Genomic DNA, 25158 nt, shown 5'->3' with positions numbered 1-25158 from the left:
CCTTCTCTGTTACCTTATAGAGATTCTAGTATACTACTTATAGTCCCAATGAAATATATTTAATTTCTAAATATTCCTCGATGCCGAAATGGCCTCCTTCACGACCGATACCACTTTCTTTAAATCCACCAAATGGTGCTTGTGCAACTGATGGAAGACCGTCGTTTAGACCGATAATACCGTACTCTAACGCTTCACTAATTTGGAATGCTTGGCTAATGTCTTTCGTGAAAATATACGCAGCTAAACCGTATGGTGTATTATTTGCACGTTCGATTACTTCATCAACTGTTTTAAATTTCGCAACTGGTGCCACTGGCCCAAATGTTTCTTCATTCATACAAAGCATCGTATCATTTGCCAATCCAATTACAGTCGGTTGAATGAAATGTCCCTCTAACTCTGCGACCTTTTGACCACCATATAAAACTGTTCCACCTTTTTGAATAGCATCTTCAATATGTTCTTGTACTTTTGAAACTGCATTCTCATCAATAAGTGGTCCGACAGTCGTTCCGTCACCGAAACCGTCTCCTACTTTCAACTGCCCTACTGCCTTTTGGAACTTCTCTACAAATACTTCGTATACTTCTTCTTGAACGAATACTCGGTTTGTACATATACACGTTTGTCCTGCGTTACGGAATTTCGAACCAATCACCGCTTCTACCGCTTTATCTAAATCTGCATCATTCATTACGATAAACGGAGCGTGACCACCTAACTCAAGTGAAACTTTTTTCATCGTTTGCGCAGCACTAGCCATTAACTCTTTCCCGATTTCCGTTGACCCTGTAAAGGACACTTTTCGAACACGACTATCTTCCATCCACGTATCGGCAATTGCTTTTGCACTACCTGTTACGATATTGATTACGCCCTTTGGAATATCTGCTTCATGAGCTAATTCAGCTAATTTCAATGCAGTTAATGGCGTTTGACTCGCCGGTTTCACAACGGCTGTACAGCCTGCTGCAAGCGCTGGGGCTACCTTTCTCGTAATCATCGCTGCCGGGAAGTTCCAAGGTGTAATAGCTGCCATAACGCCAACTGGTTGCTTCATAACTAAAATGCGCTTATTCGGATGAGAAGCAGGAATCATTTCACCATATACACGTTTCCCCTCTTCTGCATACCATTCAACAAAACTATTTGCATAATTTACTTCACCAAGCGCTTCTGCAAACGGCTTTCCTTGTTCCTTCGTCATAATCGCTGCGATCTCTTCTTTATTTTTATCAATAAGCATGAACCACTTTTTTAACTTCGTGGCACGATCTGCTGCCGTTAACTTAGACCACGTTTTAAAAGCTTCATGTGCAGCATCAACAGCTTGCTTTGCCTCTGTTACTCCGCCTTTTGGTACAGTTGCAAATATTTCCTTCGTCGCAGGATTATTTACTTCAATTTGTTCTTGTAGTGTAATCCACTCACCATTTATATACATCGCCTTTTTATCTATACTTACGAAAGTCGCCTTTTTATCCAATGTTTTCTTCCTCCTCTATGAACTTCTTAATTTTCCTAGTAGCAGCAGATTGACTAATTTGCAAAAACTCAGCTACTTTATAACTTGATCCATACGTTTTATACGCTTTAAGAATAATATTTCTCTCTACCTCTTCCAGCATTTTATAAAGGCTTTGCCCCGATTGTTCAACTGCAGCCTCTTGCATAGAGAGTGGCAAATCCTCTACCGTTACAACATCATCGACAGTAATAACAATTCTCTCAATTACATTCTCTATTTCTCTATTGTTTCCTTCCCACGGATATCCAACAAACATTTGTAACGTACTCGGCGCTAGTTTCACATCACGTCCGTACTTTTTATTAAATTGCTGCAAGTAATGATAAATAAGCGGCAAAATATCTTCTGTTCTTTCCCTAAGCGGGGGAATTGCAATTGGAATGACATTCAAACGATAGTATAAATCTTTCCGAAATGTTCCTTGTTTCACCATCATACTTAAATCTCTATTTGTTGCCGCCACAATTCGGACATCCACTTTTTTTAATTCTCTTCCGCCTATAGGACGAAATGTTTTTTCTTGCAATACTTGCAAAAGCTTCGCTTGAATTTCAAGCGGCATTTCACCGATTTCATCTAAAAAAAGAGTTCCTTTATGCGCGGATTCTAATAGTCCCTTTTTCCCTTCACGATTCGCACCTGTAAAAGATCCACCTGAATATCCAAAAAGCTCTGATTCAATTAAATTAGTTGGCAATGCCGCACAATTAATTTCATAGAAACTTTCATTCTTACGGTGACTCACTTCATGTAAATGGCGTACTAATCGACTTTTCCCAACTCCAGTCTCGCCTAAAACGAGAACAGTACTATCCACTACAGATACTTTTTTGATTGTATCGACTATTTTTTGCATAGCTAGACTTTTAAAAATAAGTCCTTCATGCTCATATGTTTCTCTTAATTCTTTTTTATATGTTTTTAGCTGATTATCCATTTCCTCTACCTTTTGACGTAATTGATAGAGTTCAGTAAGGTCCCGAGAATAACTAATCACTCTTCTTAAATTTCCCTCATCATCAAAAACAGGCCTTGTACGAACGTGTAAATACTCTCCTGATTTTGTAGTTTGAACGAGTTCAATTGGCCTCTTTTTTTCAATCACTTCTAATGTCGCTGATGGATAAAAGATTCCATCCTTTTGTAGTTCTTTTACATGCTTACCAACTAACTCTTCGGCAGCTAGTTGGTAGTGCCTTTCACATGTACTATTTACACGCACAACGATCCCTTGCTCATCTGTAACAAAAATTTCGTCAAACGCATATTCAAATACATCTTTTAAATCCATTAACACTCGTTCCTTTTCTGCAACCATCCTAGCCCCCCCTAACTTCAAATCCATCGATCCACTTCACTACCTTTATTATAAAGTGAATTTTCTGCATTTAATATAGAGTCAGCTAGAATGTTTGCTATTTATACTTCAGTTTTTAAACGCGAGCGATGTTTGTTTGTTCATAACAAGCTTGCAACGATTCTTCAATTATTGTTAATCCTTCTTCAAGTTGCTCATCTGTAATAACTAAAGGCATTAACACACGGATAACATTTCCATATGTTCCTGCTGATAATAACAGTAACCCACGCTTATTTGCTTCTGTACATAGATTAGCTGTTAACGCTTTGTCAGGTGCTTTCGTCTTACGATCTTGAACGACCTCAAATGCACACATTGCTCCTAACCCACGCACATCACCGATGCAATGATATTTATTTTTCATCTCTTCGAATCGGTTCATTACGACTTTTCCTAATTCTATCGCTCTATCATTTAATTTCTCATTTTCTATTACATCGAGAACAGCTAATGCAGCCGCACATCCTAATGGACTTCCTGCATACGTTCCACCAAGTTCACCTGGTGCAGACTCATTCATAATTTCTTTACGTCCAATGACACCACTTATCGGTACACCAGCACCTAATGATTTAGACACTGTAATTAAATCTGGAACGACATCATAGTGATCAATTGCAAAATATTTTCCTGTACGACTAAAGCCTGTTTGTATTTCATCCGCTACAAATAAGATGCCGTTCTCTGAACAAATGCGGCGTACTTCTTGAACAAATTTCTTACTTGGGACGATAAATCCACCTTCCCCTTGAACAGGTTCCATTACAACAGCTGCAATTGTTTCTGGTGCTACTTCCGATATGAAGAAGTTCTTAAACTCTTCAATAATAAAATCATCATACTGCTCTTCCGTTAATCCCTCTGGGCGACGGTATTCGTATGGAAATGGTGCTTTATATACTTCTGGAGCAAAGGGACCAAACCCAAATTTATATGGCTTCACTTTACTTGTCATCGTCATTGTCATTAATGTACGCCCGTGGAAACCTTTAGAAAATGCGATAATACCAGGTCTCTTCGTATATTTACGAGCGATCTTCACCGCGTTCTCAACTGCTTCTGCACCACTATTTAAAAAGAGGACTTGCTTATCGAAACTTCCTGGTGCCAATGCCGCAAGCTTTTCCGCTAATTCAATATATGGCTCATACATCATGACATTAAATCCAGTATGAATGTATTGATCGACTTGTTTATGGAGCGCTTCTTTAACCGCTGGATGACAATGCCCTACGTTAATTGTCCCGATTGCTCCTGCAAAATCAATGTACTGATTACCATCAACATCTGTTACAAGAGCACCATTTGCAGATTGTACAAACGTTGGGATGCCGTTACTTACTCCTTTTGGTACTATATTTTGACGGCGTTCTAATAAAGATGCCGCTTTCGGTCCTGGAATTTGTTCATTTACTTTAGCAAATTTTTTTGTGTTCATTGCGTACCCCATCCTTTTCTTTACATTGTTTTCTCTTTTTATTGCAAAATGTATGCCAACTTTCTTTTCTAGCATTTATCCTATATTCTTTGTATCCAGGCATAAAAAATAAGTCTATAAAGACTCATTAAGAGTCTTTATAGACTTATTTTCCTTACACATTAGACTTTTCTTTCTCCCAGAAAAACTCACCCGATTGAGAAATAAACTCTCCAACAGAATCTAACACTAAATCAGCAAGTGGTTCTAATGTTGGACGGTCTCCCGTACCAGATAGCACCCCGATTGCATAGCAATCGCCATTTTTGGCTAAATGTAAATCAGTTGGCGTATCTCCAACAACCGCAACCTCACATGATGCTAAATTAAATTTCTCACAAAACACTTCTATAATCTTTTTATCTGGTTTTTGCGCAGGGAATGTATCCGAGGCTATAATATAATCAAAAAAGTTCTCCAACTTATATTGTCTTAAAAATAATTCTGTTGGTGCGAAATCATCCGCCGTGACAACCCCTAATATAAACCCTTTATCTTTTAATGCCTGTAACACTTTCGGTAAATCTGCTGTCATTTTCATATGCGAACGATGCTCATACATAAGGGAAAATAACTTCTCACTTACCCAATGATGCATCTCTTCTTCTCTAGCAGACTCAATATAATTACAAAGCCCCTTCGCTACATCAAGGCTTGTTCCAGCAGCTATTGCACTCCTCGGATTAACAAATGCTCCCTCTACACCGATCTCTTCTAATAAGGTCTGCCGCATTGTACTTGGTAAATGATATAAACTTATACATTCAGCTACAAGTTCTTCAGCTACTTTTATCCATATTGAATGAAAATCCATTAATGTCCCATCTTTATCAAATAATATCGCCTTTACCTTCTCCATAGCACCCTACCTCTCATTTCTTATCTCTTCCAGTGTATCAATAAAGTATGGATGTAAAATAAAAGAATTGTAAAAATACCATAAAAATCAAACTAACTCCCAATTTACAATTCATTTTAACAAAGTAAAAAGGATGCCTTTACAGGGCATCCTCTTGATGTTCAGGAACAAATAGTTCTAAACAATGATATATATTTTCGAATTCCATCGGTGCATCTCCACCATACTCACCATCTAAATTAATCATTAGTTTATCTGGTGAATGTACTTTAATTCGGTTCGCTTGTGTATATAACACTTTTGGATTATTAATATGTTCACCACGTTGTGCTTGTGTTGCTGCTTTAATTAAATCAGCGATAGAACCTTTTTTCAGTACTAATAGGTCAAATAACCCATCGTTAATAGATGCATACGGTGCTACCTTTTCAAATCCACCTACTGAACGAGTATTCGTAATTAAAAACATCGTAATTTCTTCTTGTAGTAACTTTCCATCATACTCAATTTCAACATATGTCGGATGCAATGATGGTAACATCTCGATACCTTTTAGGTAATAAGCAAGTTGTCCTAATACTGTCTTTAACTTACTCGGTACTTCGTATGTTAATTCTGTAATACGACCGCCACCAGCGATGTTAATAAAATATGTATCGTTCGCTCTACCCAGGTCTAATGGCACTGTTTTTCCTTCGCAAATAATATCTGCTGCCTCTTCAATAGAACGAGGTACACCAATTGCACGTGCAAAGTCATTTGTCGTTCCAACTGGAATAATTCCAAATTTCGGACGGAATTCATGCCCAACTAAACCGTTTACTACTTCATTTAATGTACCGTCGCCACCAGCCGCAATAACAACATCAAACTTACGATCCGCAGCTTGCCTCGCCGCCACAGTAGCGTCTCCAGGCCCCGTTGTCGCATGACAAGATGTCTCATAGCCAGCTTGTTCTAATTTTTGTAATACTTCTGGTAAGCTCTTCTTAAATAGCTCACGCCCAGAAGTAGGATTATAAATAATTCTTGCTCGCTTCATCATTTATTAGCACAGGAAATTTCTTTATGTATCGAAAAAGAACATACTGAACTTCTATTCAGTATTCCCATGCCTACCTCCTCTCATCTTGCTATCCTTCTTTTATCCCGCTCAAACAGGCAGTAAGAACCCGATTCGTGTAGTCCATCAAAAGTAAATATTCATTTCAATGGTTTTTTTATTTGACTCCAAAATTTATCCCGCTATTTGCGGGCAGTAAATGCCCGATTGGTGAGGGCTAATAATCAATGGTGGATGAACCTCCTACTGATTAAAGTTTCACTTTATTTCTATCCATTCTTCCATAAAAATTTACATATAACGAATAATAACTATCTATTATTTCATGAGATGAAAAAAACCTCTATGTTTAGATTTATCATTATTCCCACCTTTTTGCAACTATCATACCATAGTTGCTATACAAACATTTTTCCACTTTTGACAGTTAATCAAACGTTTGTTTAAACGATTTTGTCTCATTTAAACAAACGTTTGATTAACCTAGAAAAACACCCATGTACGGGTGTTTTTCTGCTTAATCTTTAAAAGTCACTACTATTATCGCTTATTAATCTCTTCAAGTAAGATTTTGTTAACAAGTGGTGGATTTGCTTGTCCTTTTGTAGCTTTCATAATTTGACCAACTAAGAAGCCAATTGCACGGTCTTTACCGTTTTTAAAGTCTTCGATAGATTGCTCATTATTATCAAGAATTTCTGTTACAACTTTACGAAGTGTACCCTCATCAGAAATTTGAACAAGACCTTTCGCTTTAACGATTTCTTCTGGGTCTCCACCTTTTTCAATTAATTCGTTAAATACTTTCTTCGCGATTTTAGAAGAAATTGTACCTTTTTCAATTAATTGAACCATTTTAGATAAACCAGCAGGCGTTAATGCAACGTCTTTTAATTCTTTTTGTTGTTTGTTTAAGTATGCAAGTACTTCACCCATTAACCAGTTCGATGTTAATTTCGCATCAGCACCGTCTGCAACAGTTGCTTCAAAGAAATCAGACATTTCTTTCGTTAATGTTAACACGTGTGCATCATAAGCTGGTAAGCCTAGTTCTGCAACGTAGCGAGCTTTACGTGCATCTGGAAGTTCTGGAATAGAAGCTCGAACTGCTTCTTTCCACTCATCATCGATGTAAAGTTCAACTAAGTCTGGCTCCGGGAAGTAACGGTAATCGTCAGATCCTTCTTTCACACGCATTAAGATTGTTTTCTTTGTTGCTTCATCATAACGACGTGTTTCTTGTTGGATGATGCCACCAGATAACAGTTCTTTTTCTTGGCGCACTTGCTCATGCTCAAGACCTTTTTGTACGTAAGTGAATGAGTTTAAGTTTTTCAGTTCCGCTTTTGTACCGAACTTCTCTTGTCCAACTGGACGAAGAGAAATGTTCGCATCACAACGTAATGAACCTTCTTCCATCTTACAATCAGATACACCAGTGTATTGAATGATTGATTTTAACTTCTCTAAGTATGCATATGCTTCTTCTGGCGTACGCATATCTGGCTCAGATACGATCTCGATTAAAGGCATACCTTGACGGTTGTAGTCTACTAATGAACCATCAGCTGTATGCGTTGATTTACCAGCATCTTCTTCTAAATGAAGACGTGTAATACCGATACGTTTCTTTTTACCGTCTACTTCGATTTCAATCCAACCATTTTCACCAATTGGCTTATCAAATTGAGAGATTTGGTAAGCTTTCGGGTTATCTGGATAGAAATAGTTTTTACGGTCAAACTTCGTTTCCGTTGCGATTTCACAGTTTAATGCCATTGCAGCTTTCATTGCAAAGTTAACTGCTTCTTTATTTAAAGTAGGAAGTACCCCTGGGTATCCTAAGTCAATTACACTTGTTTGTGTATTTGGCTCCGCTCCGAATTCTGTTGGACTCGCAGAGAAAATTTTCGAATTTGTTTTTAACTCAACGTGAACCTCTAAACCAATAATTGTTTCTAAATTCATCTATGCTCGCCTCCTTACAGACTTGCTTTTTTTGTATGATAGTCTGTTGCTTGCTCAAACGCATGTGCAACGCGGTAAATTGTCGCTTCATCGAAGTGTTTACCAATGATTTGTAGACCAAGTGGCATGTTGTTAGCACCGAATCCACATGGAACAGAAATCGCTGGAACACCCGCTAAGTTTACTGGGATTGTTAAAATGTCATTTGCATACATTGTCATTGGATCATCAACTTTTTCGCCCACTTTAAATGCCGGAGTTGGCGTTGTTGGTCCAATAATAACATCATAGTTAGCAAATACATTTTCAAAGTCGTTTTTAATTAATGTACGTACTTGTTGTGCTTTCTTGTAATATGCATCATAGTAACCAGAGCTAAGCGCAAATGTACCAAGCATAATACGACGTTTAACTTCATCACCGAAACCTTCACTACGTGTGTTTTTGTAAAGATCTAATAAGTTATTTACATTATCAGAACGAACACCGTAACGCACGCCATCAAAGCGTGAAAGGTTCGCAGATGCTTCAGAAGAAGATAGTAAGTAATACGTTGCTAGAGCGTATTTAGAGTGTGGAAGCGATACTTCCTCCCAAGTTGCGCCCATACCTTCTAATACTTTTAAAGCAGCTAGTACTGACTCACGAGCTTCTTCGCCAACACCTTCGCCTAAGTATTCTTTCGGTACAGCAATGCGTAAACCTTTAACATCGCCTGTTAAACCAGCTAAATAGTTTCCAACTTCAACGTTTGCAGAAGTTGCATCCATGCGGTCAATACCTGAAATAGCTTGTAATAAGTATGCATTGTCTTCTACTGTACGTGTAATCGGTCCGATTTGGTCAAGTGAAGATGCGAATGCTACTAATCCGTAACGAGATACGCGTCCATAAGTTGGTTTTAAACCTACAACACCGCAATATGCAGCTGGCTGACGGATAGAACCACCCGTATCAGAACCTAGAGAGAATAGTACTTCTCCTGCTGCTACAGCTGCTGCAGAACCACCACTAGATCCGCCCGGAACGTAATCTAAGTTCCATGGGTTTTTCGTAGCGTAGAATCCTGAGTTTTCATTTGAAGAACCCATTGCGAACTCGTCCATGTTTAATTTACCGATTGTAATTGTGTCAGCAGCTTTTAGCTTTTGCACAACTGTCGCATCATAAATTGGATCGAAGTTTGCTAACATTTTGCTCGCACAAGTTGTACGAAGACCGTTAGTTACAATGTTATCTTTTACACCAATTGGCATACCGAATAATAAACCATTATCTTCAGCGCCAATTTTTGCATCTAATTCTTTCGCTTTTGCGCGTGCATTTTCTTCATCTAATGTAAGAAAAGCTTTTACGTTATCTTCAACATCCGCAATACGTTTGTAAGATTCTTCTACTAAATCCGTAACGGAAATTTCTTTGCTGTTTAACTTCTTATGTAACTCTGATACTGAATGATCAAATAATGACATCGAAATTCCCCTCCTCTATTCTAATACTGCTGGAACACGGATTTGATTATCTTTGTGATCCGGTGCATTTTTTAATACTTCTTCAACTGGTAAACCTTTTTCTGGTACATCTTCACGCATAACATTTTTCATAGTTAATACATGAGTTGTTGGTTTTACATCTGTTGTATCTAATTCATTTAACTGTTCTGCAAATGTAACAATTGCATCTAGTTGTTTTTGAAATTTTTCTGCTTCTTGATCAGTAATTGCAAGACGTGCTAAATGTGCTACGTGCTTTACATTCTCAACGGAAATTCTTGACACGGCTAGGCCACCTCCATAATATATCGTTCAATCTACAATACTATTGATGATACCAAATTTTCAGTACTTCAAGCAAGTCAACACAGAGTACTTACGCCATTTTTACATAAAAAAAGAAAGGCAAATGCCTTTCTTTACAATTTACTCTTTATCTAACGGTTTATTTTTCGGAAATCTCTCGTTATCTTCTTCATTATCACGAATTGTTTTTTGTAATACAAAACAAGACATCGTTAAAAATAATGTTCCAATTAAATAGTATCCTTTTACACTAAGCGTTTCATCTAACGTATAAATCCCAATTAGCATACCTGAAAGCGCACAAACAAATGAAGTCCATGCTAAAAACGTGAACGCTTGCGTATTACGTCTTCTCATCGTTCTCCCCCTCGTTAGCTGTATACCCATTATAGATAAGTATATTTACCATGATGGATTTTTATGTAAATTCTAGTTTTATATTTATAAATCTATCATAAAAGAATACTATTTTAAAGAAAGTTTTCTGCCTAATCTGAAAAAACAATTAAAATCATTGACAATTATTTCTATTCTACATAAAATAAAAATAAATATTACGAACCTCGAAATATACGGGAGTGGAATTAATTGTTGCAATATGAACATTTTTTAGACTTACTGCTAGATAACGCCAAGAAACTTTTCTATCCTGAAGAATGGGTAAGCCTAGATTTAACACTTTCTAAAACAGAAGTATTTTGTTTACTTTGGATGGAACGAAATACAGATATTACAATGACGAAAATTGCTGATCTTCTTGATATACCGATGAGTACAACAACGGGCGTTGTAAATCGCCTTGTAAAAAAGGGATATATTGAACGCTACCGTGATGAAAATGACCGACGTATTGTATTAATTCGGTTAACAGAAAACGGCGTAATGCTCGTTCAAGAAGTAAAACAAAATGCGGCCCATTACTTTAGCTTAGTAACAGAAGCATTATCAGAAGAAGAAAAAGCATTCTTACTACAAATCTTCCAAAAAATCATGAATCACATCGCTACGTCACAGCAGAAAACAGAAGAAAAAGTTTCTACACCTAAAATGAAAAACATTCCGATTGAATAAAACCCTGTCTGGGTTTTTATTCAACTATTTACTTCGACACTCGTAATATTCGACATTCGAAACAAAGGGGATATGAATGATGAGAATTATCTTGTATACAGGTAAAGGCGGCGTAGGAAAAACTAGCATTTCAGCAGCAACAGCAATTCAAAGTGCGAAACAAGGATTAAAAACATTAGTAATGAGCACAGATCCTGCTCATAGTTTAGGAGATTCATTTGGTATAAGGCTATCTTCTGAACCACTAGAAATTCGTGAAAATTTGTGGGCACAAGAAATTAATACGATTTATGAAATGGAAAAAGGCTGGGGAAAATTACAGAAATATATTACACTACTCTTCACTTCCAAAGCAGCTGATGATATTACAACAGAAGAGTTAACGATGTTTCCTGGTATGGAAGATTTAATTAGCCTACTTCGCGTACTCGATTATTATAAACAAAACACATATGATGTTATTATCATTGATTGTGCTCCAACAGGAGAAACATTAGCAATGCTAAGCTTTCCAGACATGCTCGGCTGGTGGATGGAAAAATTATTTCCTATTAAAAGAAAAGTTTTAAAAGTCGTTCGTCCTGTAGCTCAACCACTCCTTGGTGTCCCTCTTCCAACCGACGATATTATGGACGAATTAACAAGTACACTTGAACAGCTCGGAGAAATGAGAGATATTTTATCAAATCGAGAAGTAACAAGTATCCGCATCGTTGTAAATCCTGAAAAAATGGTCATTAAAGAAGCCCAGCGTAGCTTTACTTATTTGAATTTATACGATTATAACGTAGATGCTATTATGATTAACCGCGTCATCCCTAACACTGTCACCGATCCTTATTTTCAGGCATGGAAAGATACACAGAAGAAATATACAACATTAATTCAAGATAGTTTTCAACCCCTTCCTATTTACGAAGCTCCAATGTTTGAACAAGAAGTTGTTGGTTTGTCTATGTTAGAACGTGTAGGAGATTCTTTATTTAAAACTGATCATTCCCCTACAGAAGTGAAATTTAACGGGCGCACTCAATATGTAAAAAAGGATGGCGATGAGTATATTTTCGTTCTGTCCATTCCCTTCTCAAACAAAAGTGAACTTTCCTTAAATCAAAAAGGTGATGAACTTATTATTCGAGCGGGTTCTGTTAAACGGAACATCACGTTACCAAAAACATTAACACACCTTTCTATTCAAGGAGCAAAATTTGAAGAAGATATACTAAATATTCGGTTTGGAGGTGTAGTACATGCATGAGGAATTACTACGAAGGGTAATTCGTACAAAAGTAAAAGTCGGGATGCATATATTAGAAGAGCTACCTAATCCAATCCAACAATCAGCTAAGCAAATATTAAATATTTTACAAGAGGAACTAGCTGCTTATCTGAAAGAACGAGAGCATCATGAAGTTAATTTAAAAAATATCATAATTGAATAACCATCTCTGTATAGAGGGCCTTTTTTAGGCTTTCTATACTTTATTGGAGTGATGTAAATTGATGAAAAAACATTCCACTACTATATTCTGGATCATTCCCTTATTATTTTTCATTCATAACCTTGAAGAAGCTTTCCAAATGCCACAATACCTTGCTAATCAATTTTCAATCCGTCTTATAACTAGCCAACAATTTTTCATCGCCATTTCCGTATTAACAATCTTTGTATTACTTATCGTCTTTCTATATCAACTTAACTTCTTGTCTTCTATATGCTGGATTATTTTTATACAAGGGGCCATCTTCTTCAACTCTGTTCAACATATTATTTTGTTTTTCATTTATCGCTCTTATAACCCCGGCGTAATATCAGCATTTTTCATTACTCTCTTTTCTATTTTCTTTTTTTTATCAAAAAAACACTTAATTCATCCAAAGCAATTCGTAATTACACTCCTTTTCAGCTTATTTTCTTATCCCATTATAATTTGGATCACCTTACTGTTCGCTAGCTATTTTCATTCATAAAAAAAGACCAGGAAAACTCCTGGTCCATTACTCTACTTAACAAACATTGGATTCTACGTTATACAAAATTGGAAGGTACAGAATTAGGGTTTGTTTGTTAAGTTTATATGTTGAACGAACTAACAGCGGAGGGGTTCCTTCTGTTAGTCCATTAAACCCAATGATTATTTTACGATTTTTTCAAGCTCATCAAGTGAAAGATCTACTGAAATGGAACCATCATTTGTTTCTTTCTTAATTGCATCTGTTACTTCTTTTGAATGATATAGTTCAATTACTTTTTTTAATGTTGGATCATCTTTATCCTTCGTACGACCTGCAAAAATATTAATATATGGCTTCGCATTTTCATTGTTTGGATCTTCTAAGAAAATAGGATCCTTCGCTGGATCTAATCCAGCTTGACCAGCAACACCGTTATTAATAACTGATGCTGCAACATCTTTTAACACACGAGGTGTTTGCTGTGCGATAACCGGTGTAATTTTTAATTTCTTCGGATTTTCAGCAATACCACTTGGATCTCCAAATAGACCAAAGTCTTTTTTAAGCTTTAATAATCCAGCTGCATCAAGAAGTTTTAATGCACGTGCTTGATTCGTTGGATCGTTTGGAATTGCAATTTCTGAACCATCTGGGATTTCATTTGCTTTCTTATATTTTTCAGAGTATAAACCCATTGGCGCAATTTGCGTTGTACCAACAGCTGTAATATCTAACTTATGCTCTTTTTTAAATTGCTCTAAGAAAGCAATATGCTGGAATGAGTTTAATTCAATATCTCCATCAGCTAACGCTTTATTTGGCGTTGTGTAATCAGAGAACTCCACCAGTTTAATCTTAATCCCTTCTTTTTCAGCTTTTTTCTTCAAAATTTCCCAAGCGTCTCCATCCGTTCCAGTTACACCGACGCGAACTACTTTTTCTTTCGCTCCTGCACCCGTGTCTCCACTTGAGCAGCCGCTTAATGCTGAGACTCCTACAATTGCTGATAATGCAAATGCTAAAATTTTCTTCATTTTCTTTTCCTCTCTTCCTTTTTATGATCTGCGTAACAAGACTTTCGCAAAGTAGTTTCCTAAATTTTGAGCTATCTGTACGAGAATGATAAGTAACACGACCGTTACGAACATAACTGATGTATCAAAACGTTGATAACCATATGTCATTGCCAAGTCACCAAGACCGCCACCACCGACAAGCCCAGCAACTGCAGAAAATTCAATTAAACCAACTGTCATAAATGTGACACCTAAGATTAATGGTGCTAACGCTTCTGGTACAAGGATTTCAAAAACAATTCTAATTGGCGAGGCGCCCATTGCTTGCGCTGCTTCAATTACTCCTTTCGGAACGGAAACAAGGTTTGTTTCAACCATTCTAGCAATACCAATTGATGCGACTAACGTCATCGGGAAAATTGCCGCTGCTGTTCCAATCGTCGTTCCGATAACACTTCTTGTTAGTGGACTTAAGGCTACTAAAAAGATAATGAATGGTACCGGGCGAATTGTATTAATTATGATGTTAAGAATAGAAAAGACCCATTTATTTTCTAAAAAGTTTCCTTTTCTCGTTACATATAAAAGTAAACCTAGAGGTATACCCAGAATTGTGGCGAATATAAGGGTTACAATTACCATTAAGAGGGTATCCCCCGTCGCATCTAGTATGCGCGGCCAAAATATACTCCAATCAACTCGCATGAGCTTCTACCTCCTTCAGCTGCACTTGCAGTCTTAGATGTTGTAATGCTTTTTGAATTTCCCTCTGCTCACCTTGCAACTCTACAAGAAGATTTCCAAATAGCACATTTTGAAGTTCAATAATATTTCCGTACAGTACATTTACATCGACGTTATAGTTTTTTGCGATATATGATAGTACCGGTTGTCCTGTCTCCTCACCAGTAAATGTTAGACGATAAATTTGACCACCATTTTGAATTTTCGCTAGAACACTTTCCGGTAAATGATCATTAATGACAGAACGTACAAAGTTTTGAGTCGTCTTTGTTTTTGGTTGCGTGAAAACATCAAACAGTTTTCCTTCTTCAATAACTTTCCCCTTCTCCATTACAGCTACACGGTGACAAATTTCTTTCACAACATGCATTTCATGTGTAATAAGAAGAATTGTTAAATTGTATTCTCGATTTACTTTCTTTAATAAGTTTAGAATTTCTGTCGTCGTTTCTGGATCTAAAGCTGATGTTGCCTCATCACATATAAGAATATCTGGCGATGTCGCAAGTGCTCTAGCAATGCCCACACGCTGCTTTTGCCCACCTGATAGCTGCTCTGGATAATAGTTTGCTTTATCTTCTAACCCTACAAACTTCAGCAGTTCATTTACTCTTTCTTTTATCTCATTCTTTGGTACTTTCGCTAACTTTAATGGATAAGCAATATTTCCAAATACTGTTCTTGAATTAAATAAATTAAAACTTTGAAAAATCATTCCAATTCTTTGTCTCAGTTTACGTAATTCTTTCGTCGATAATGATGTAATGTCTTTATCATCTATTGAAATCGTTCCTGCCGTCGGTCTCTCTAACATATTTACTAAGCGTAATAACGTACTCTTTCCAGCGCCACTAAAACCGATAATGCCAAAAATTTCGCCTTTCTCAACTGATAATGTTACATCCTCCACCGCATGAACAGATTGCCCAGCTGATTCATACACTTTACTTACGTTGTTAAAAGAAATCATTTTTCCCCCTCCTATATGCTGTAAAAACTTGAAGTAGAGCTTTCGAGGTAAAATAAAAAGTGCTCTCCTTCTTATCAACCATAAAGATAAGAAGGAGAGCACTTATATGTACTCATTCACATCTTCTCATCTTCCAAGCCTTTATATGGCTTGCTGGAGTTAGCACGGTATTAAAAAACCCGTTGCTGAGGTATCGTAGGGCCAGTCCCTCCACCTCTCTGGATAAGAATGTATCGATTTAATTGTCATTTAATTAATTCTCATTATAGAACTCAGAATAATAAGAGTCAATACATTTTTTAGAAAAATATTAATTATTCATTTATTAAAATTTTCAGATGAAAATTCATGAGAAAATAGTAACTTTCAAGGTTATTTAAAATTCTTCTTCCTCATATTTTTAAACAGGAGAATCCTCTCCACGAATTGAATAAATTTATTTGAATATGAAACTCGGAGGCAGATAAATATATGAAAACAGCTCTTTTACTCGTCGATATTCAAAACGATTATTTTCCAAATGGAAAGATGGAATTGCGTAATCCAGTAGAAGCAAGCGAATATGCTAATCAGTTATTACAATACTTTAGAACAAACAGCGAACCTATTTTTCATATCCAACACGTAGCTATAAAAGATGACGCTACTTTTTTCCTACCTAATACAGAAGGTGTACATATTCACGAAAGCGTACGTCCACTTAGAGAAGAAACAGTTATAGTCAAACATTATCCAAATAGCTTCCGAGAAACTAATCTTCTAGAGCAATTAAAACGTTTTAATATTGAACATGTCGTTGTATGCGGGATGATGACTCATATGTGTATCGATGCAACAGTAAGGGCTGCATTCGATTTTGGCTTTCAATGTACCGTTATACATGACGCTTGTGCTACAAAAGACCTTTCTTTTAAGAACGCTACTATACCAGCTGTTTATATTCACAATACAATTTTAGCTAGTTTAAATGGCGTATATGCAAATGTAATAAGCACGCAAGAATTTTTAGCTACATAAAAAACACTCCTTTCAGTGAGCAAAACCGAAAGGAGTGTTCCTTGTCGAACCATAGATTTTCTTTCAAATTGTATTATACAGGAAATTCTCAAAATGAATACTAAAAAATATGACTAATAAGTCAACTTTTCTCATTATTTTATTTCTGTTTACATGTTTATCCCGCTATTAATAGGTTTTAGCTCATTCTCTTCGAACGACGGTAATATATGGGGGTTCAATTTTAAAAGGAGCTCTTCACATTCTGTGAAGAGCTCCTCTACTATTTCTTATAAAGTTTCAGAAGTAGTTTTTGCTTGCATGTGAAGTGCTAAGTAATCAGGTCCACCAGCTTTAGAGTCTGTACCAGACATGTTAAAGCCACCGAATGGTTGGTAACCTACGATTGCACCAGTACATCCACGGTTGAAGTATAAGTTACCAACGTGGAAGTCTTCGCGTGCTTTTTCAATATGGTCACGGTTGTTAGTAATAACAGCACCTGTTAAACCGTATTCCGTATTGTTTGCAATTGCAAGTGCATGATCGAAGTCTTTCGCTTTACAGAATGCTACTACTGGTCCGAAGATTTCTTCTTTCATTAAGCGAGCATCTTCTGCAACGTCAGCAACGATTGTTGGTTGGATGAACCAGCCTTTAGAATCGTCTCCTTCGCCACCTGCTAAGATTCTACCTTCTTCTTTACCAATTGCAACATAGCTCATTACTTTATCAAATGCAGCTTGGTCATTAACAGGACCCATGTTTGTACCTAATACTGCTGGGTTAGCAACTGTTAATTCTTTTGTTAATTCAACAGCACGATTTAATACGTGATCGTATACATCTTCATGGATTACTGCACGAGAACATGCAGAACATTTTTGTCCTGAGAATCCGAATGCTGATGCAACGATAGACTTAGCTGCTAATTCAAGATCTGCTTCTTTATCAACAACGATTGTGTCTTTACCGCCCATTTCAGCGATAACGCGTTTTAACCAAATTTGTCCTGGGTTTACTTTCGCTGCACGCTCATAGATGCGGATACCTACATCACGAGATCCCGTGAAGCTTACGAAACGTGTACGAGGATGATCTACTAAGTAGTCACCAACTTCAGAACCGTTACCTGGAACGAAGTTTACTACGCCAGCTGGTAAGCCAGCTTCTTCTAATACTTCCATAAATTTCGCTGCTACTACAGGAGTTGTACTAGCTGGTTTTAGTAATACTGTGTTACCAGAAACTAAAGCAGCTGTTGTCATACCTGCCATAATTGCGAATGGGAAGTTCCAAGGAGAAATGATAACACCTACTCCTAATGGAATGTAAGAGAAACGATTATATTCAATTGGACGGCTTTCTACTGGAATACCGTCTTTTAATTTTAACATTTGACGACCATAATATTCCATAAAGTCGATTGCTTCTGCTGTATCAGCATCTGCCTCATTCCATGGCTTACCTGCTTCTTTTACAAGAATAGCAGAGAATTCATGTTTTCTGCGACGAACGATTGCTGCAGCACGGAATAAAATGTCTGCACGCATTTCTGGCTTTGATTTTCTCCAAGTTTGGAATGTTTCATCCGCTACTTGCATTGCTTTTTCAGCTAACTCACGGCTTGCTTTTGAAACACGACCAACAAGTTCCTCTTTATTTGCAGGGTTTACAGAAACAATTTTGTCTTCTGTAGTGATTTTTTCTCCCCCGATAATTAATGGATAGTCTTGTCCAAGATAAGATTCTACTTTCTTTAAACCTTCTTCAAACGCTAATTTGTTAGCCTCCACTGAAAAATCTGTAAATGGCTCATGTTTGTATGCTACTACCATTTTTTTAGCCTCCCCTTAGAAAAACGTTTACATTTTACAACATTATTCTACACGATAATTTAGATTTATTCAAATATTCCTAGACTTATATTTTAAAAATTAATAAATTTTTAAAATATAATAAAAAAAGAGATTCATACATGCGTATGAATCTACAAAATATGAGTATATTCCAAAACATTTTTCCCAATCAATAATATAGTAACTAATAAAAATAAAGTCCTTACATATCCAACACCTTTTTGAACCGCAAACTTCGATCCAAAATAAGCACCTAAGATCATTGATAACCCCATGATAATACCGTATTCAAAATGAATTATGTCTAAGAATAAAAAAGTAATTAAAGATACAATATTACTAACAAAGTTCAAAAGTTTTCCAGATGCTGCCGCTTGAATAAAATCCAAGCCAATTAATAAAAATGCAAAAATTAAAAACGATCCTGTCCCTGGTCCAAAAAACCCATCATAAAATCCTATCATTAAAATAGCAAAGAAAAATATTAATGTTTTTCTTTGCGTCATCTTCTTATAGGTAGACACACTTCCCCAATTCTTTTTTGCAATAATATAAATAGCAATAAATACCAACATTACAAGTACTAATGGGCGTAAAATATCCGATGGAATAAATTTTACTACTAAAGCACCTGCAACAGCTCCAACAATAGTTAACGGGATTAACTTTCCTACAATTTTAAAATCAACTTTTCCTGATCGAATGAAATACATCGCACTCGTAAACGTCCCCATTGTTGCCGCTAATTTATTCGTTGCAATTGCCGAAGCTGGCGATAGGCCAACAAACATAAGTGCAGGAAGCGAAATTAACCCTCCTCCTCCAACAACGGAATCAATAAAAGCTGCTAAAAAACCGAATGCAATTAATAAAATAATGACTTGAAAACTTAATTCTTCCATGAGCTTTACCCCTTACCCCTATTTTTTACAACATTTTAAATTATAACAAAATTACATAAGGAAAAAAGCTGTTCCATAGAGGAACAGCCTTCATATTTAATCTAAAATTTTCACAAGTGGTTCATCTTGTTTTGCTTCACGTATAATAATAGCTTCTGGGCGTTCTACAGATTTAATCGTTACTTGTACTTTCATATAATTCGGGAAGTATTCCATAACAAGCCCTGCCACATATTGTGTAAAACCAACTATTTCCGCTTTTCCATTAAACTGGACAGGAATATCAAGCTTCATTTCTCTTAATTCATCATCTCTATACATACCAGTACCAATAACAGCTGTATAGTCGCCTTGGAAATAATCGCTTAGTTTTGCCTTAAAGTTGGATACTCTTGCAAGATCTTCACGTTTATTATCTGTTTTCGCTTGCTCTGATGGGAACAAATAATATTTTTCATTAATTTGTTTCCAATCTTCAACCGTTTCACTACCTTTTTCGACATTTGCATAAGAAACAAAATTACCTGGCACGAGCGAAGACTTTGGAGCTTGGCGATAAATCGCAAATGTTATCGGAATATTTTTTGTTTCAGGTTCTTTTTGATGTATGACTTTCAAAATTTCTTGCGCCATTTTTTTCCCTTCAGCTAACATCTTTTCATCTGGGATTGCAGCTTCACGTGGGTAACCATGCTCTTCGTTAAAATATTGAACAGAATTCATCGCTAATCCAACTACCATACCAACACGTTCCTCGCCGTTATCGCCTTTTTTCACATAATAATCATGCTCTAAAATATTTGAAATATATATTGGATTTTTTTTATTTTTCACTTCTAGTGATTCGGATCCTGTTCCTAATGCAGGATTTAATCCTATATTAGGAAATTTAACTGCATCTTTTTTTAATTTTTCCTCTAGTTCCTTTTGTTCAGCATCTGTACGTTTTCTTTTAACAAGCATCTGTATAGTTTGAGTATCTAGAGCTTTTCCGCCTTTTAAAAAATTATCTTTCGTACTAAATGATTCTTTTGCAATTCGCATTAATCCTGTTTCAAATTCATCTATATCAAGGCGACTATTTAACCCTTGCACCACTAAACCACGTGCCTTTCCACCATCAAATGGAATAGTCGTCTTATAATATTCATCCGAAATAGCGTATTTTGGAACAACTGATTGTTCTTTTGCTTTCCCCGATTTCCCAGCCACTTTTTCATCTTTGTCGGCACCTGCACTACACCCACTTACAAGTAGGCCAAGGCTTAATACCGCTAATGCTATTTTTTTCATGGTAAGTTTGCACCTCTTACTTATTTAGCTCTTGTAAGAACCTCTCTTCATTCCAAACCTCAACATTATGTTTCTCCGCTTGTGCTAATTTCGAACCAGCTGCTTCACCTGCAACAACTAAATCCGTACTCTTACTAACACTTCCTGTTACTTTTCCACCTAATGCCTCAATCTTCTTCTTCGCTTCACTTCGTCCCATAACTTCTAGCTTACCTGTTAAAACAACCGTTTTTCCTGCGAAGTAAGATTCAACATTTTGTAAATCTGCAATTTTTATACCTTTGTATGTCATATTTACGCCATACTCTTTAAACTGCTGTAATAACTCTAATACATCTTCATTATCAAAATATGTCACAACAGATTGAGCCATTTTTTCGCCAATTTCATTAATTGCTTTTAGTTCTTCTTCCGTTGCTTTTACAAGCTCATCCATCGTTTCAAAGTGCTCTGCAAATGTACGTGCTGCTTTCGCTCCAACGTGGCGAATTCCAAGACCAAATAATAATCGCTCTAACGAGTTTTCTTTAGAATTTTCAATTGCTTGTATTAAGTTTGTTGCTGATTTTTCACCAAAACGTTCTAACTGTAATAATTGCTCTTTCGTCAATGCATATAAATCAGCAAATGTACGAATATAATCTGCATCAAAGAGTTGTGTAATGACACGTTCTCCAAGTCCATCAATATTCATCGCATTTCTTGAAACGAAATGGATTAATCCCTCTCGAATTTGAGCAGGACAAGTTGGATTTATACAACGAAGTGCTACTTCTTCTTCTAAACGAACAAGTTCACTCTCACATGCTGGACAATGAGTTGGCATGCGGTATTCTTCTTCCTCACCAGTACGCTTATCAAAAATAACGTTCACAACTTCAGGAATAATATCTCCAGCCTTCTTCACAACAACGTAGTCACCAATTCGAATGTCTTTTTCACGAATTAAATCTTCGTTATGTAAAGAAGCACGACGAACAATCGTACCAGCAACTCTCACTGGCTCTAGTTCTGCAGTCGGTGTTACAACCCCTGTTCGGCCAACACTTAATTCAATGCCTGTTAATCTCGTTACAACTTCTTCAGCTGGGAATTTATAAGCAATCGCCCATCTTGGACTCTTCGCTGTAGTTCCTAGACTTTCTTGAAGAGCAACATCATCTACTTTTATAACGATTCCATCAATCTCATAATCAAGATGCGGACGTTTTTCTTGCCATTCTTCTACATAAGCTATAACTTCTTCAATTGTTTCACATGTACGGCGATTTGGATTTGTCTTAAATCCGAGTTCACCTAAGAAATCCAGCGATTCACTATGTGATGAAATTGTTTTTTCTTCTACATTCGCAAGACCATACACAAACATAGATAAGTTACGCTTCGCTGCAATTTTCGGATCAAGTTGACGTATTGAACCTGCTGCTGCATTACGCGGATTCGCAAATACATCTTCTCCATTTTGCTCTTTTTCTTCATTTAGTTTAACGAATGAACGCTTCGGCATATAAGCTTCGCCTCTTGCTTCTAACGTTACTTCTTCATTTAAACGAAGTGGGATAGCTTTAATCGTTTTTAAATTTTGAGTAATATCTTCACCTGTTACACCATCACCACGTGTCGCCCCTTGAATGAAGCGTCCTTTTTCATAATGAAGCGAAACGGCAAGCCCGTCAATTTTTAATTCACATATATATCTTACATTCGCACCATCAATTCCTTGACGTACTCTTCTGTCGAAATCACGTAAATCTCCTTCGTTAAATGCATTTCCTAAACTTAACATTGGTGACTTATGTGTTACTTTTTCAAATATATCAAGAACAGTCCCCCCAACGCGAACGGAGGGAGAATCTTCACTCATAAACTCTTTGTTCTCTGCTTCTAATTTTATAAGCTCCTGCATATTACGGTCATATTCCGCATCAGAAACAGAAGGATTGTCTAATACGTGATATTGATAGTTAAATGTATTTAACAAGTCACGTAATTCTTCTATACGTTTTTTTACTATCTCTTTTGACATATCCTCATTCCTTTCCTATTGTTTCGTCACAGGCGCAAATTTTGCTAACAAACGTTTAACACCAATTGGGCTTGGGAACGCAATATCTAATTCTTTTGCATCACCTTCACCTTTTACACTTACAACTGTACCGACTCCCCATTTTTGGTGGGAAGCTTTATCTCCTACTGCCCAGCCAATTTGTTCGCCGCCTGTCGTCTTAGCTGCAGGGCGCGCGAAAGCTGAACGAGAGCGTGTTGCTGTTGTGATTGTCGTTTTGCCGCTACTTGCCGTTCTGCCTTTTGTACCAAACGATGTTTCACGCTTCGGCGCTGTTTCATTTAATGATTCCACTAGTTCTGTCGGGATTTCTGTAATAAATCGAGACGCAGCGTTCATACTTGTTCTACCAAATAATGTACGCATTTGCGCGTTAGATAAATATAGCTCTTCTTCTGCACGAGTAATACCTACATAAGCAAGACGACGTTCTTCTTGCATTTCATCCTCTTCCATAAGAGAACGAGTATGAGGGAATATCCCTTCCTCTAAGCCAACAATAAAGACAACCGGGAACTCTAATCCTTTCGCCGAGTGCATCGTCATTAAAATAACTTCTTCACCAGCAGTTGGGTCTTCATCTACACGATCAATATCAGCAACAAGTGCTAAATCTGTTAAGAATGCAACAAGGCTCTTATCTTCGCTTTGAGATTCAAATGTTTGCGTAACAGATAAGAACTCGTCTAAGTTTTCTAAACGACCTTCCGCTTCTAAAGAACGTTCATTTTTCAACATATCGCGATAGCCTGTTTTTTCAATAACTTCTTCTACTAATTCTGTAACAGATAAATACTCTTGCATATTTACCCAGTTATTTAATAAATTCGCGAATTCTTTTACTGCCTTTGTAATTTTTGCACTTACTCCAACATGCTCAATCTCATCAAATACAGCAGTTAATGAAATTCCATTTTGCACACCGTAATTAATAATTTTATCGATAGAAGTCGCACCAATGCCACGCTTTGGCACATTTATAATACGTGCAAAACTAATTTCATCATCTGGATTACCGATTAAACGTAAGTACGCCAAAATATCTTTAATCTCTTTACGATCGTAGAACTTCGTACCCCCGACAATTTTATATGGAATGTTGGATTTAAGGAAAATCTCCTCGACCATACGAGACTGAGCATTCGTACGATATAGCACTGCAAAATCAGTATATTTTCGTTTCCCCATTTGAATATCGTCACGAATTTTTTTTGCAACAAAATACGCTTCGTCCTTTTCAGTTGCAGCACGATAATACGAGATTTTACTTCCAACTTGATTGTCTGTCCATAATTTCTTCGGCTTACGATTCGTATTTTTTTCAATAACAGCATTCGCTGCATTTAAAATATTTTGTGACGAACGATAGTTTTGTTCTAACAGAATTACTTGTGCATTCTCATAGTCTTTTTCAAATGACAAAATGTTAGAAATATCTGCACCACGCCAGCGATAAATAGACTGGTCAGAGTCACCCACAACGCAAAGATTTTTAAAACGCGCTGCCAAATGTTTAACAAGAAGATATTGCGCTTTATTCGTATCTTGATACTCATCAACATGAATATATTGGAACTTACGCTGATAAAACTCTAATACTTCTGGAACACGTTCAAATAGCTGAATCGTCGTCATAATTAAATCATCAAAGTCTAATGAATTATTTTTCAAAAGACGCTTTTGATACTCTGTATATACATCGCTCGTTAATTTTTCATATGGATCAGCCATTGTAATTTTTTTTGCATATTTATCCGCAGATAACAGTTCATTTTTCGCATTACTAATACCCGCTAAAATAGAGCGCGGCTCAAATTTCTTCGGATCAACATTGCGCTCTTTCATAATTTTTTTGACTACAGTTAGCTGATCACCTGAATCTAAGATTGTAAAGTTACGATTAATACCAATACGATCGATATCGCGTCGTAAAATACGTACACACATAGAGTGAAACGTCGAAATCCAAATATCTTCTGCTTCTGGTCCCACAAGTGTATCAATACGCTCACGCATTTCACGAGCTGCTTTATTTGTGAAGGTAATAGCTAGTACATTCCATGGTGCTACACCTTTTTCACCAAGTAAATACGCAATACGATGTGTTAACACACGTGTCTTACCACTACCTGCACCTGCCATTAATAGAAGTGGTCCATTCGTTGTTTGTACTGCTTTTTGTTGCTGTGGATTTAAACCGTTTAATAACTTATCTGTCATACTCATATA

Annotated in this window: 21 protein-coding genes, 1 pseudogene and 1 riboswitch; of the genes and pseudogenes, 5 read left to right on the top strand and 17 right to left on the bottom strand. The window is 36.7% G+C overall.

The window, feature by feature from the left end:
- Positions 1 to 37: 37 nt before the first annotated feature.
- From gabD to ACK1U5_RS24295, 9 genes are all read right to left on the bottom strand, one after another.
- Complete coding sequence (gabD, locus tag ACK1U5_RS24335) at positions 38 to 1489, bottom strand: NADP-dependent succinate-semialdehyde dehydrogenase (protein ID WP_000358127.1); 1452 nt, start codon at positions 1487 to 1489, stop codon at positions 38 to 40.
- The gene (locus tag ACK1U5_RS24330) at positions 1482 to 2849 is read right to left on the bottom strand and encodes a sigma-54 interaction domain-containing protein (RefSeq protein ID WP_061140003.1); all 1368 of its coding nucleotides are present in this window, start codon (positions 2847 to 2849) and stop codon (positions 1482 to 1484) included. The genes gabD and ACK1U5_RS24330 overlap by 8 nt, the downstream gene beginning before the upstream one ends.
- A 115-nt stretch (positions 2850 to 2964) precedes the next feature.
- Positions 2965 to 4329, bottom strand: a complete 1365-nt coding sequence (gene gabT / locus ACK1U5_RS24325) for a 4-aminobutyrate--2-oxoglutarate transaminase (RefSeq protein WP_001093007.1) — start codon at positions 4327 to 4329, stop codon at positions 2965 to 2967.
- 154 nt (positions 4330 to 4483) lie between these two features.
- Positions 4484 to 5227, bottom strand: a complete 744-nt coding sequence (locus ACK1U5_RS24320; RefSeq protein WP_000416668.1) for an HAD family hydrolase — start codon at positions 5225 to 5227, stop codon at positions 4484 to 4486.
- Between the two features lie 139 nt (positions 5228 to 5366).
- Entirely contained in the window at positions 5367 to 6272 is a 906-nt protein-coding gene (locus ACK1U5_RS24315) for a diacylglycerol kinase (protein WP_000977679.1), read from the bottom strand.
- Between the two features lie 558 nt (positions 6273 to 6830).
- On the bottom strand, positions 6831 to 8258 hold the full coding sequence (gene gatB / locus ACK1U5_RS24310) for an Asp-tRNA(Asn)/Glu-tRNA(Gln) amidotransferase subunit GatB (protein WP_001047685.1): 1428 nt from the start codon (positions 8256 to 8258) through the stop codon (positions 6831 to 6833).
- A gap of 14 nt (positions 8259 to 8272) precedes the next feature.
- Positions 8273 to 9730, bottom strand: a complete 1458-nt coding sequence (gatA, locus tag ACK1U5_RS24305; protein WP_000051455.1) for an Asp-tRNA(Asn)/Glu-tRNA(Gln) amidotransferase subunit GatA — start codon at positions 9728 to 9730, stop codon at positions 8273 to 8275.
- Between the two features lie 15 nt (positions 9731 to 9745).
- Positions 9746 to 10036 (bottom strand): Asp-tRNA(Asn)/Glu-tRNA(Gln) amidotransferase subunit GatC, encoded by a 291-nt coding sequence (gene gatC, locus ACK1U5_RS24300; RefSeq protein WP_000086999.1) that lies wholly within the window; start codon positions 10034 to 10036, stop codon positions 9746 to 9748.
- A gap of 141 nt (positions 10037 to 10177) precedes the next feature.
- Complete coding sequence (locus ACK1U5_RS24295) at positions 10178 to 10414, bottom strand: YiaA/YiaB family inner membrane protein (protein ID WP_001254393.1); 237 nt, start codon at positions 10412 to 10414, stop codon at positions 10178 to 10180.
- A 231-nt stretch (positions 10415 to 10645) separates the two neighbouring features.
- On the opposite strand from ACK1U5_RS24295, the gene ACK1U5_RS24290 reads away from it, so the two are divergent.
- The 4 genes from ACK1U5_RS24290 to ACK1U5_RS24275 all read left to right on the top strand — a co-directional run bounded on the left by ACK1U5_RS24290 (position 10646) and on the right by ACK1U5_RS24275 (position 13099).
- Positions 10646 to 11128 (top strand): MarR family winged helix-turn-helix transcriptional regulator, encoded by a 483-nt coding sequence (locus tag ACK1U5_RS24290; RefSeq protein WP_000942482.1) that lies wholly within the window; start codon positions 10646 to 10648, stop codon positions 11126 to 11128.
- Between the two features lie 76 nt (positions 11129 to 11204).
- Entirely contained in the window at positions 11205 to 12386 is a 1182-nt protein-coding gene (locus ACK1U5_RS24285; protein WP_080481821.1) for an ArsA family ATPase, read from the top strand.
- Positions 12379 to 12570: a DUF3926 domain-containing protein gene (locus ACK1U5_RS24280; RefSeq protein WP_000544105.1), complete on the top strand. Its 192-nt coding sequence runs from the start codon at positions 12379 to 12381 to the stop codon at positions 12568 to 12570. Before ACK1U5_RS24285 ends, ACK1U5_RS24280 begins: the two co-directional genes overlap by 8 nt.
- A gap of 61 nt (positions 12571 to 12631) precedes the next feature.
- Positions 12632 to 13099: an HXXEE domain-containing protein gene (locus ACK1U5_RS24275; protein WP_001986283.1), complete on the top strand. Its 468-nt coding sequence runs from the start codon at positions 12632 to 12634 to the stop codon at positions 13097 to 13099.
- 164 nt (positions 13100 to 13263) lie between these two features.
- Here ACK1U5_RS24275 and ACK1U5_RS24270 read toward each other — a convergent pair whose 3' ends face one another.
- The 3 genes from ACK1U5_RS24270 to ACK1U5_RS24260 are packed head-to-tail and all read right to left on the bottom strand — an operon-like array spanning position 13264 to position 15814.
- Entirely contained in the window at positions 13264 to 14118 is an 855-nt protein-coding gene (locus tag ACK1U5_RS24270; protein WP_069604761.1) for a MetQ/NlpA family ABC transporter substrate-binding protein, read from the bottom strand.
- Positions 14119 to 14139: 21 nt separating this feature from the next.
- Positions 14140 to 14805 (bottom strand): methionine ABC transporter permease, encoded by a 666-nt coding sequence (locus ACK1U5_RS24265; RefSeq protein WP_001261865.1) that lies wholly within the window; start codon positions 14803 to 14805, stop codon positions 14140 to 14142.
- Positions 14795 to 15814 carry a methionine ABC transporter ATP-binding protein gene (locus ACK1U5_RS24260; RefSeq protein ID WP_000622969.1) on the bottom strand — a complete coding sequence of 340 codons (1020 nt, stop codon included), beginning with the start codon at positions 15812 to 15814 and terminating at the stop codon, positions 14795 to 14797. The genes ACK1U5_RS24265 and ACK1U5_RS24260 overlap by 11 nt, the downstream gene beginning before the upstream one ends.
- Before the next feature lie 123 nt (positions 15815 to 15937).
- A riboswitch (SAM riboswitch) is annotated at positions 15938 to 16043 on the bottom strand.
- A 242-nt stretch (positions 16044 to 16285) separates the two neighbouring features.
- Between ACK1U5_RS24260 and ACK1U5_RS24255 the strand changes: the two are divergent.
- A pseudogene (locus ACK1U5_RS24255) lies at positions 16286 to 16850 on the top strand (cysteine hydrolase family protein).
- Positions 16851 to 17100: 250 nt separating this feature from the next.
- Here ACK1U5_RS24255 and pruA read toward each other — a convergent pair.
- From pruA to pcrA, 5 genes are all read right to left on the bottom strand, one after another.
- Positions 17101 to 18648 (bottom strand): L-glutamate gamma-semialdehyde dehydrogenase, encoded by a 1548-nt coding sequence (pruA, locus tag ACK1U5_RS24250; protein ID WP_000259555.1) that lies wholly within the window; start codon positions 18646 to 18648, stop codon positions 17101 to 17103.
- Between the two features lie 152 nt (positions 18649 to 18800).
- Positions 18801 to 19571: a TSUP family transporter gene (locus ACK1U5_RS24245; protein WP_000391975.1), complete on the bottom strand. Its 771-nt coding sequence runs from the start codon at positions 19569 to 19571 to the stop codon at positions 18801 to 18803.
- Positions 19572 to 19667: 96 nt separating this feature from the next.
- Positions 19668 to 20864: a CamS family sex pheromone protein gene (locus ACK1U5_RS24240; RefSeq protein ID WP_000717034.1), complete on the bottom strand. Its 1197-nt coding sequence runs from the start codon at positions 20862 to 20864 to the stop codon at positions 19668 to 19670.
- Between the two features lie 16 nt (positions 20865 to 20880).
- A complete protein-coding gene (gene ligA / locus ACK1U5_RS24235; protein ID WP_061140000.1) occupies positions 20881 to 22890 on the bottom strand; it encodes an NAD-dependent DNA ligase LigA in 2010 nt (669 codons plus the stop codon).
- A 15-nt stretch (positions 22891 to 22905) separates the two neighbouring features.
- Complete coding sequence (pcrA, locus tag ACK1U5_RS24230; protein WP_002100669.1) at positions 22906 to 25155, bottom strand: DNA helicase PcrA; 2250 nt, start codon at positions 25153 to 25155, stop codon at positions 22906 to 22908.
- Positions 25156 to 25158 lie beyond the last annotated feature (3 nt).

This window comes from Bacillus sp. XB1 (genome assembly GCF_053557995.1).
Note: the sequence above shows the minus strand (reverse complement) of the source record. Positions and strands in the feature narration are given on the sequence as shown.

Bases quoted from the DNA above. Each gene is read 5' to 3' on its own strand.
- ACK1U5_RS24315 (WP_000977679.1), bottom strand. From the start codon at position 6,272: ATGATGAAGCGAGCAAGAATTATTTATAATCCTACTTCTGGGCGTGAG.
- ACK1U5_RS24270 (WP_069604761.1), bottom strand. From the start codon at position 14,118: ATGAAGAAAATTTTAGCATTTGCATTATCAGCAATTGTAGGAGTCTCA.
- ACK1U5_RS24265 (WP_001261865.1), bottom strand. From the start codon at position 14,805: ATGCGAGTTGATTGGAGTATATTTTGGCCGCGCATACTAGATGCGACG.
- ACK1U5_RS24240 (WP_000717034.1), bottom strand. From the start codon at position 20,864: ATGAAAAAAATAGCATTAGCGGTATTAAGCCTTGGCCTACTTGTAAGT.
- ACK1U5_RS24280 (WP_000544105.1), top strand. From the start codon at position 12,379: ATGCATGAGGAATTACTACGAAGGGTAATTCGTACAAAAGTAAAAGTC.
- pcrA (WP_002100669.1), bottom strand. From the start codon at position 25,155: ATGAGTATGACAGATAAGTTATTAAACGGTTTAAATCCACAGCAACAA.
- pruA (WP_000259555.1), bottom strand. From the start codon at position 18,648: ATGGTAGTAGCATACAAACATGAGCCATTTACAGATTTTTCAGTGGAG.
- gatB (WP_001047685.1), bottom strand. From the start codon at position 8,258: ATGAATTTAGAAACAATTATTGGTTTAGAGGTTCACGTTGAGTTAAAA.
- gatA (WP_000051455.1), bottom strand. From the start codon at position 9,730: ATGTCATTATTTGATCATTCAGTATCAGAGTTACATAAGAAGTTAAAC.
- ACK1U5_RS24320 (WP_000416668.1), bottom strand. From the start codon at position 5,227: ATGGAGAAGGTAAAGGCGATATTATTTGATAAAGATGGGACATTAATG.
- ACK1U5_RS24275 (WP_001986283.1), top strand. From the start codon at position 12,632: ATGAAAAAACATTCCACTACTATATTCTGGATCATTCCCTTATTATTT.
- ligA (WP_061140000.1), bottom strand. From the start codon at position 22,890: ATGTCAAAAGAGATAGTAAAAAAACGTATAGAAGAATTACGTGACTTG.
- ACK1U5_RS24295 (WP_001254393.1), bottom strand. From the start codon at position 10,414: ATGAGAAGACGTAATACGCAAGCGTTCACGTTTTTAGCATGGACTTCA.
- ACK1U5_RS24245 (WP_000391975.1), bottom strand. From the start codon at position 19,571: ATGGAAGAATTAAGTTTTCAAGTCATTATTTTATTAATTGCATTCGGT.
- ACK1U5_RS24285 (WP_080481821.1), top strand. From the start codon at position 11,205: ATGATGAGAATTATCTTGTATACAGGTAAAGGCGGCGTAGGAAAAACT.
- ACK1U5_RS24330 (WP_061140003.1), bottom strand. From the start codon at position 2,849: ATGGTTGCAGAAAAGGAACGAGTGTTAATGGATTTAAAAGATGTATTT.
- ACK1U5_RS24260 (WP_000622969.1), bottom strand. From the start codon at position 15,814: ATGATTTCTTTTAACAACGTAAGTAAAGTGTATGAATCAGCTGGGCAA.
- gabT (WP_001093007.1), bottom strand. From the start codon at position 4,329: ATGAACACAAAAAAATTTGCTAAAGTAAATGAACAAATTCCAGGACCG.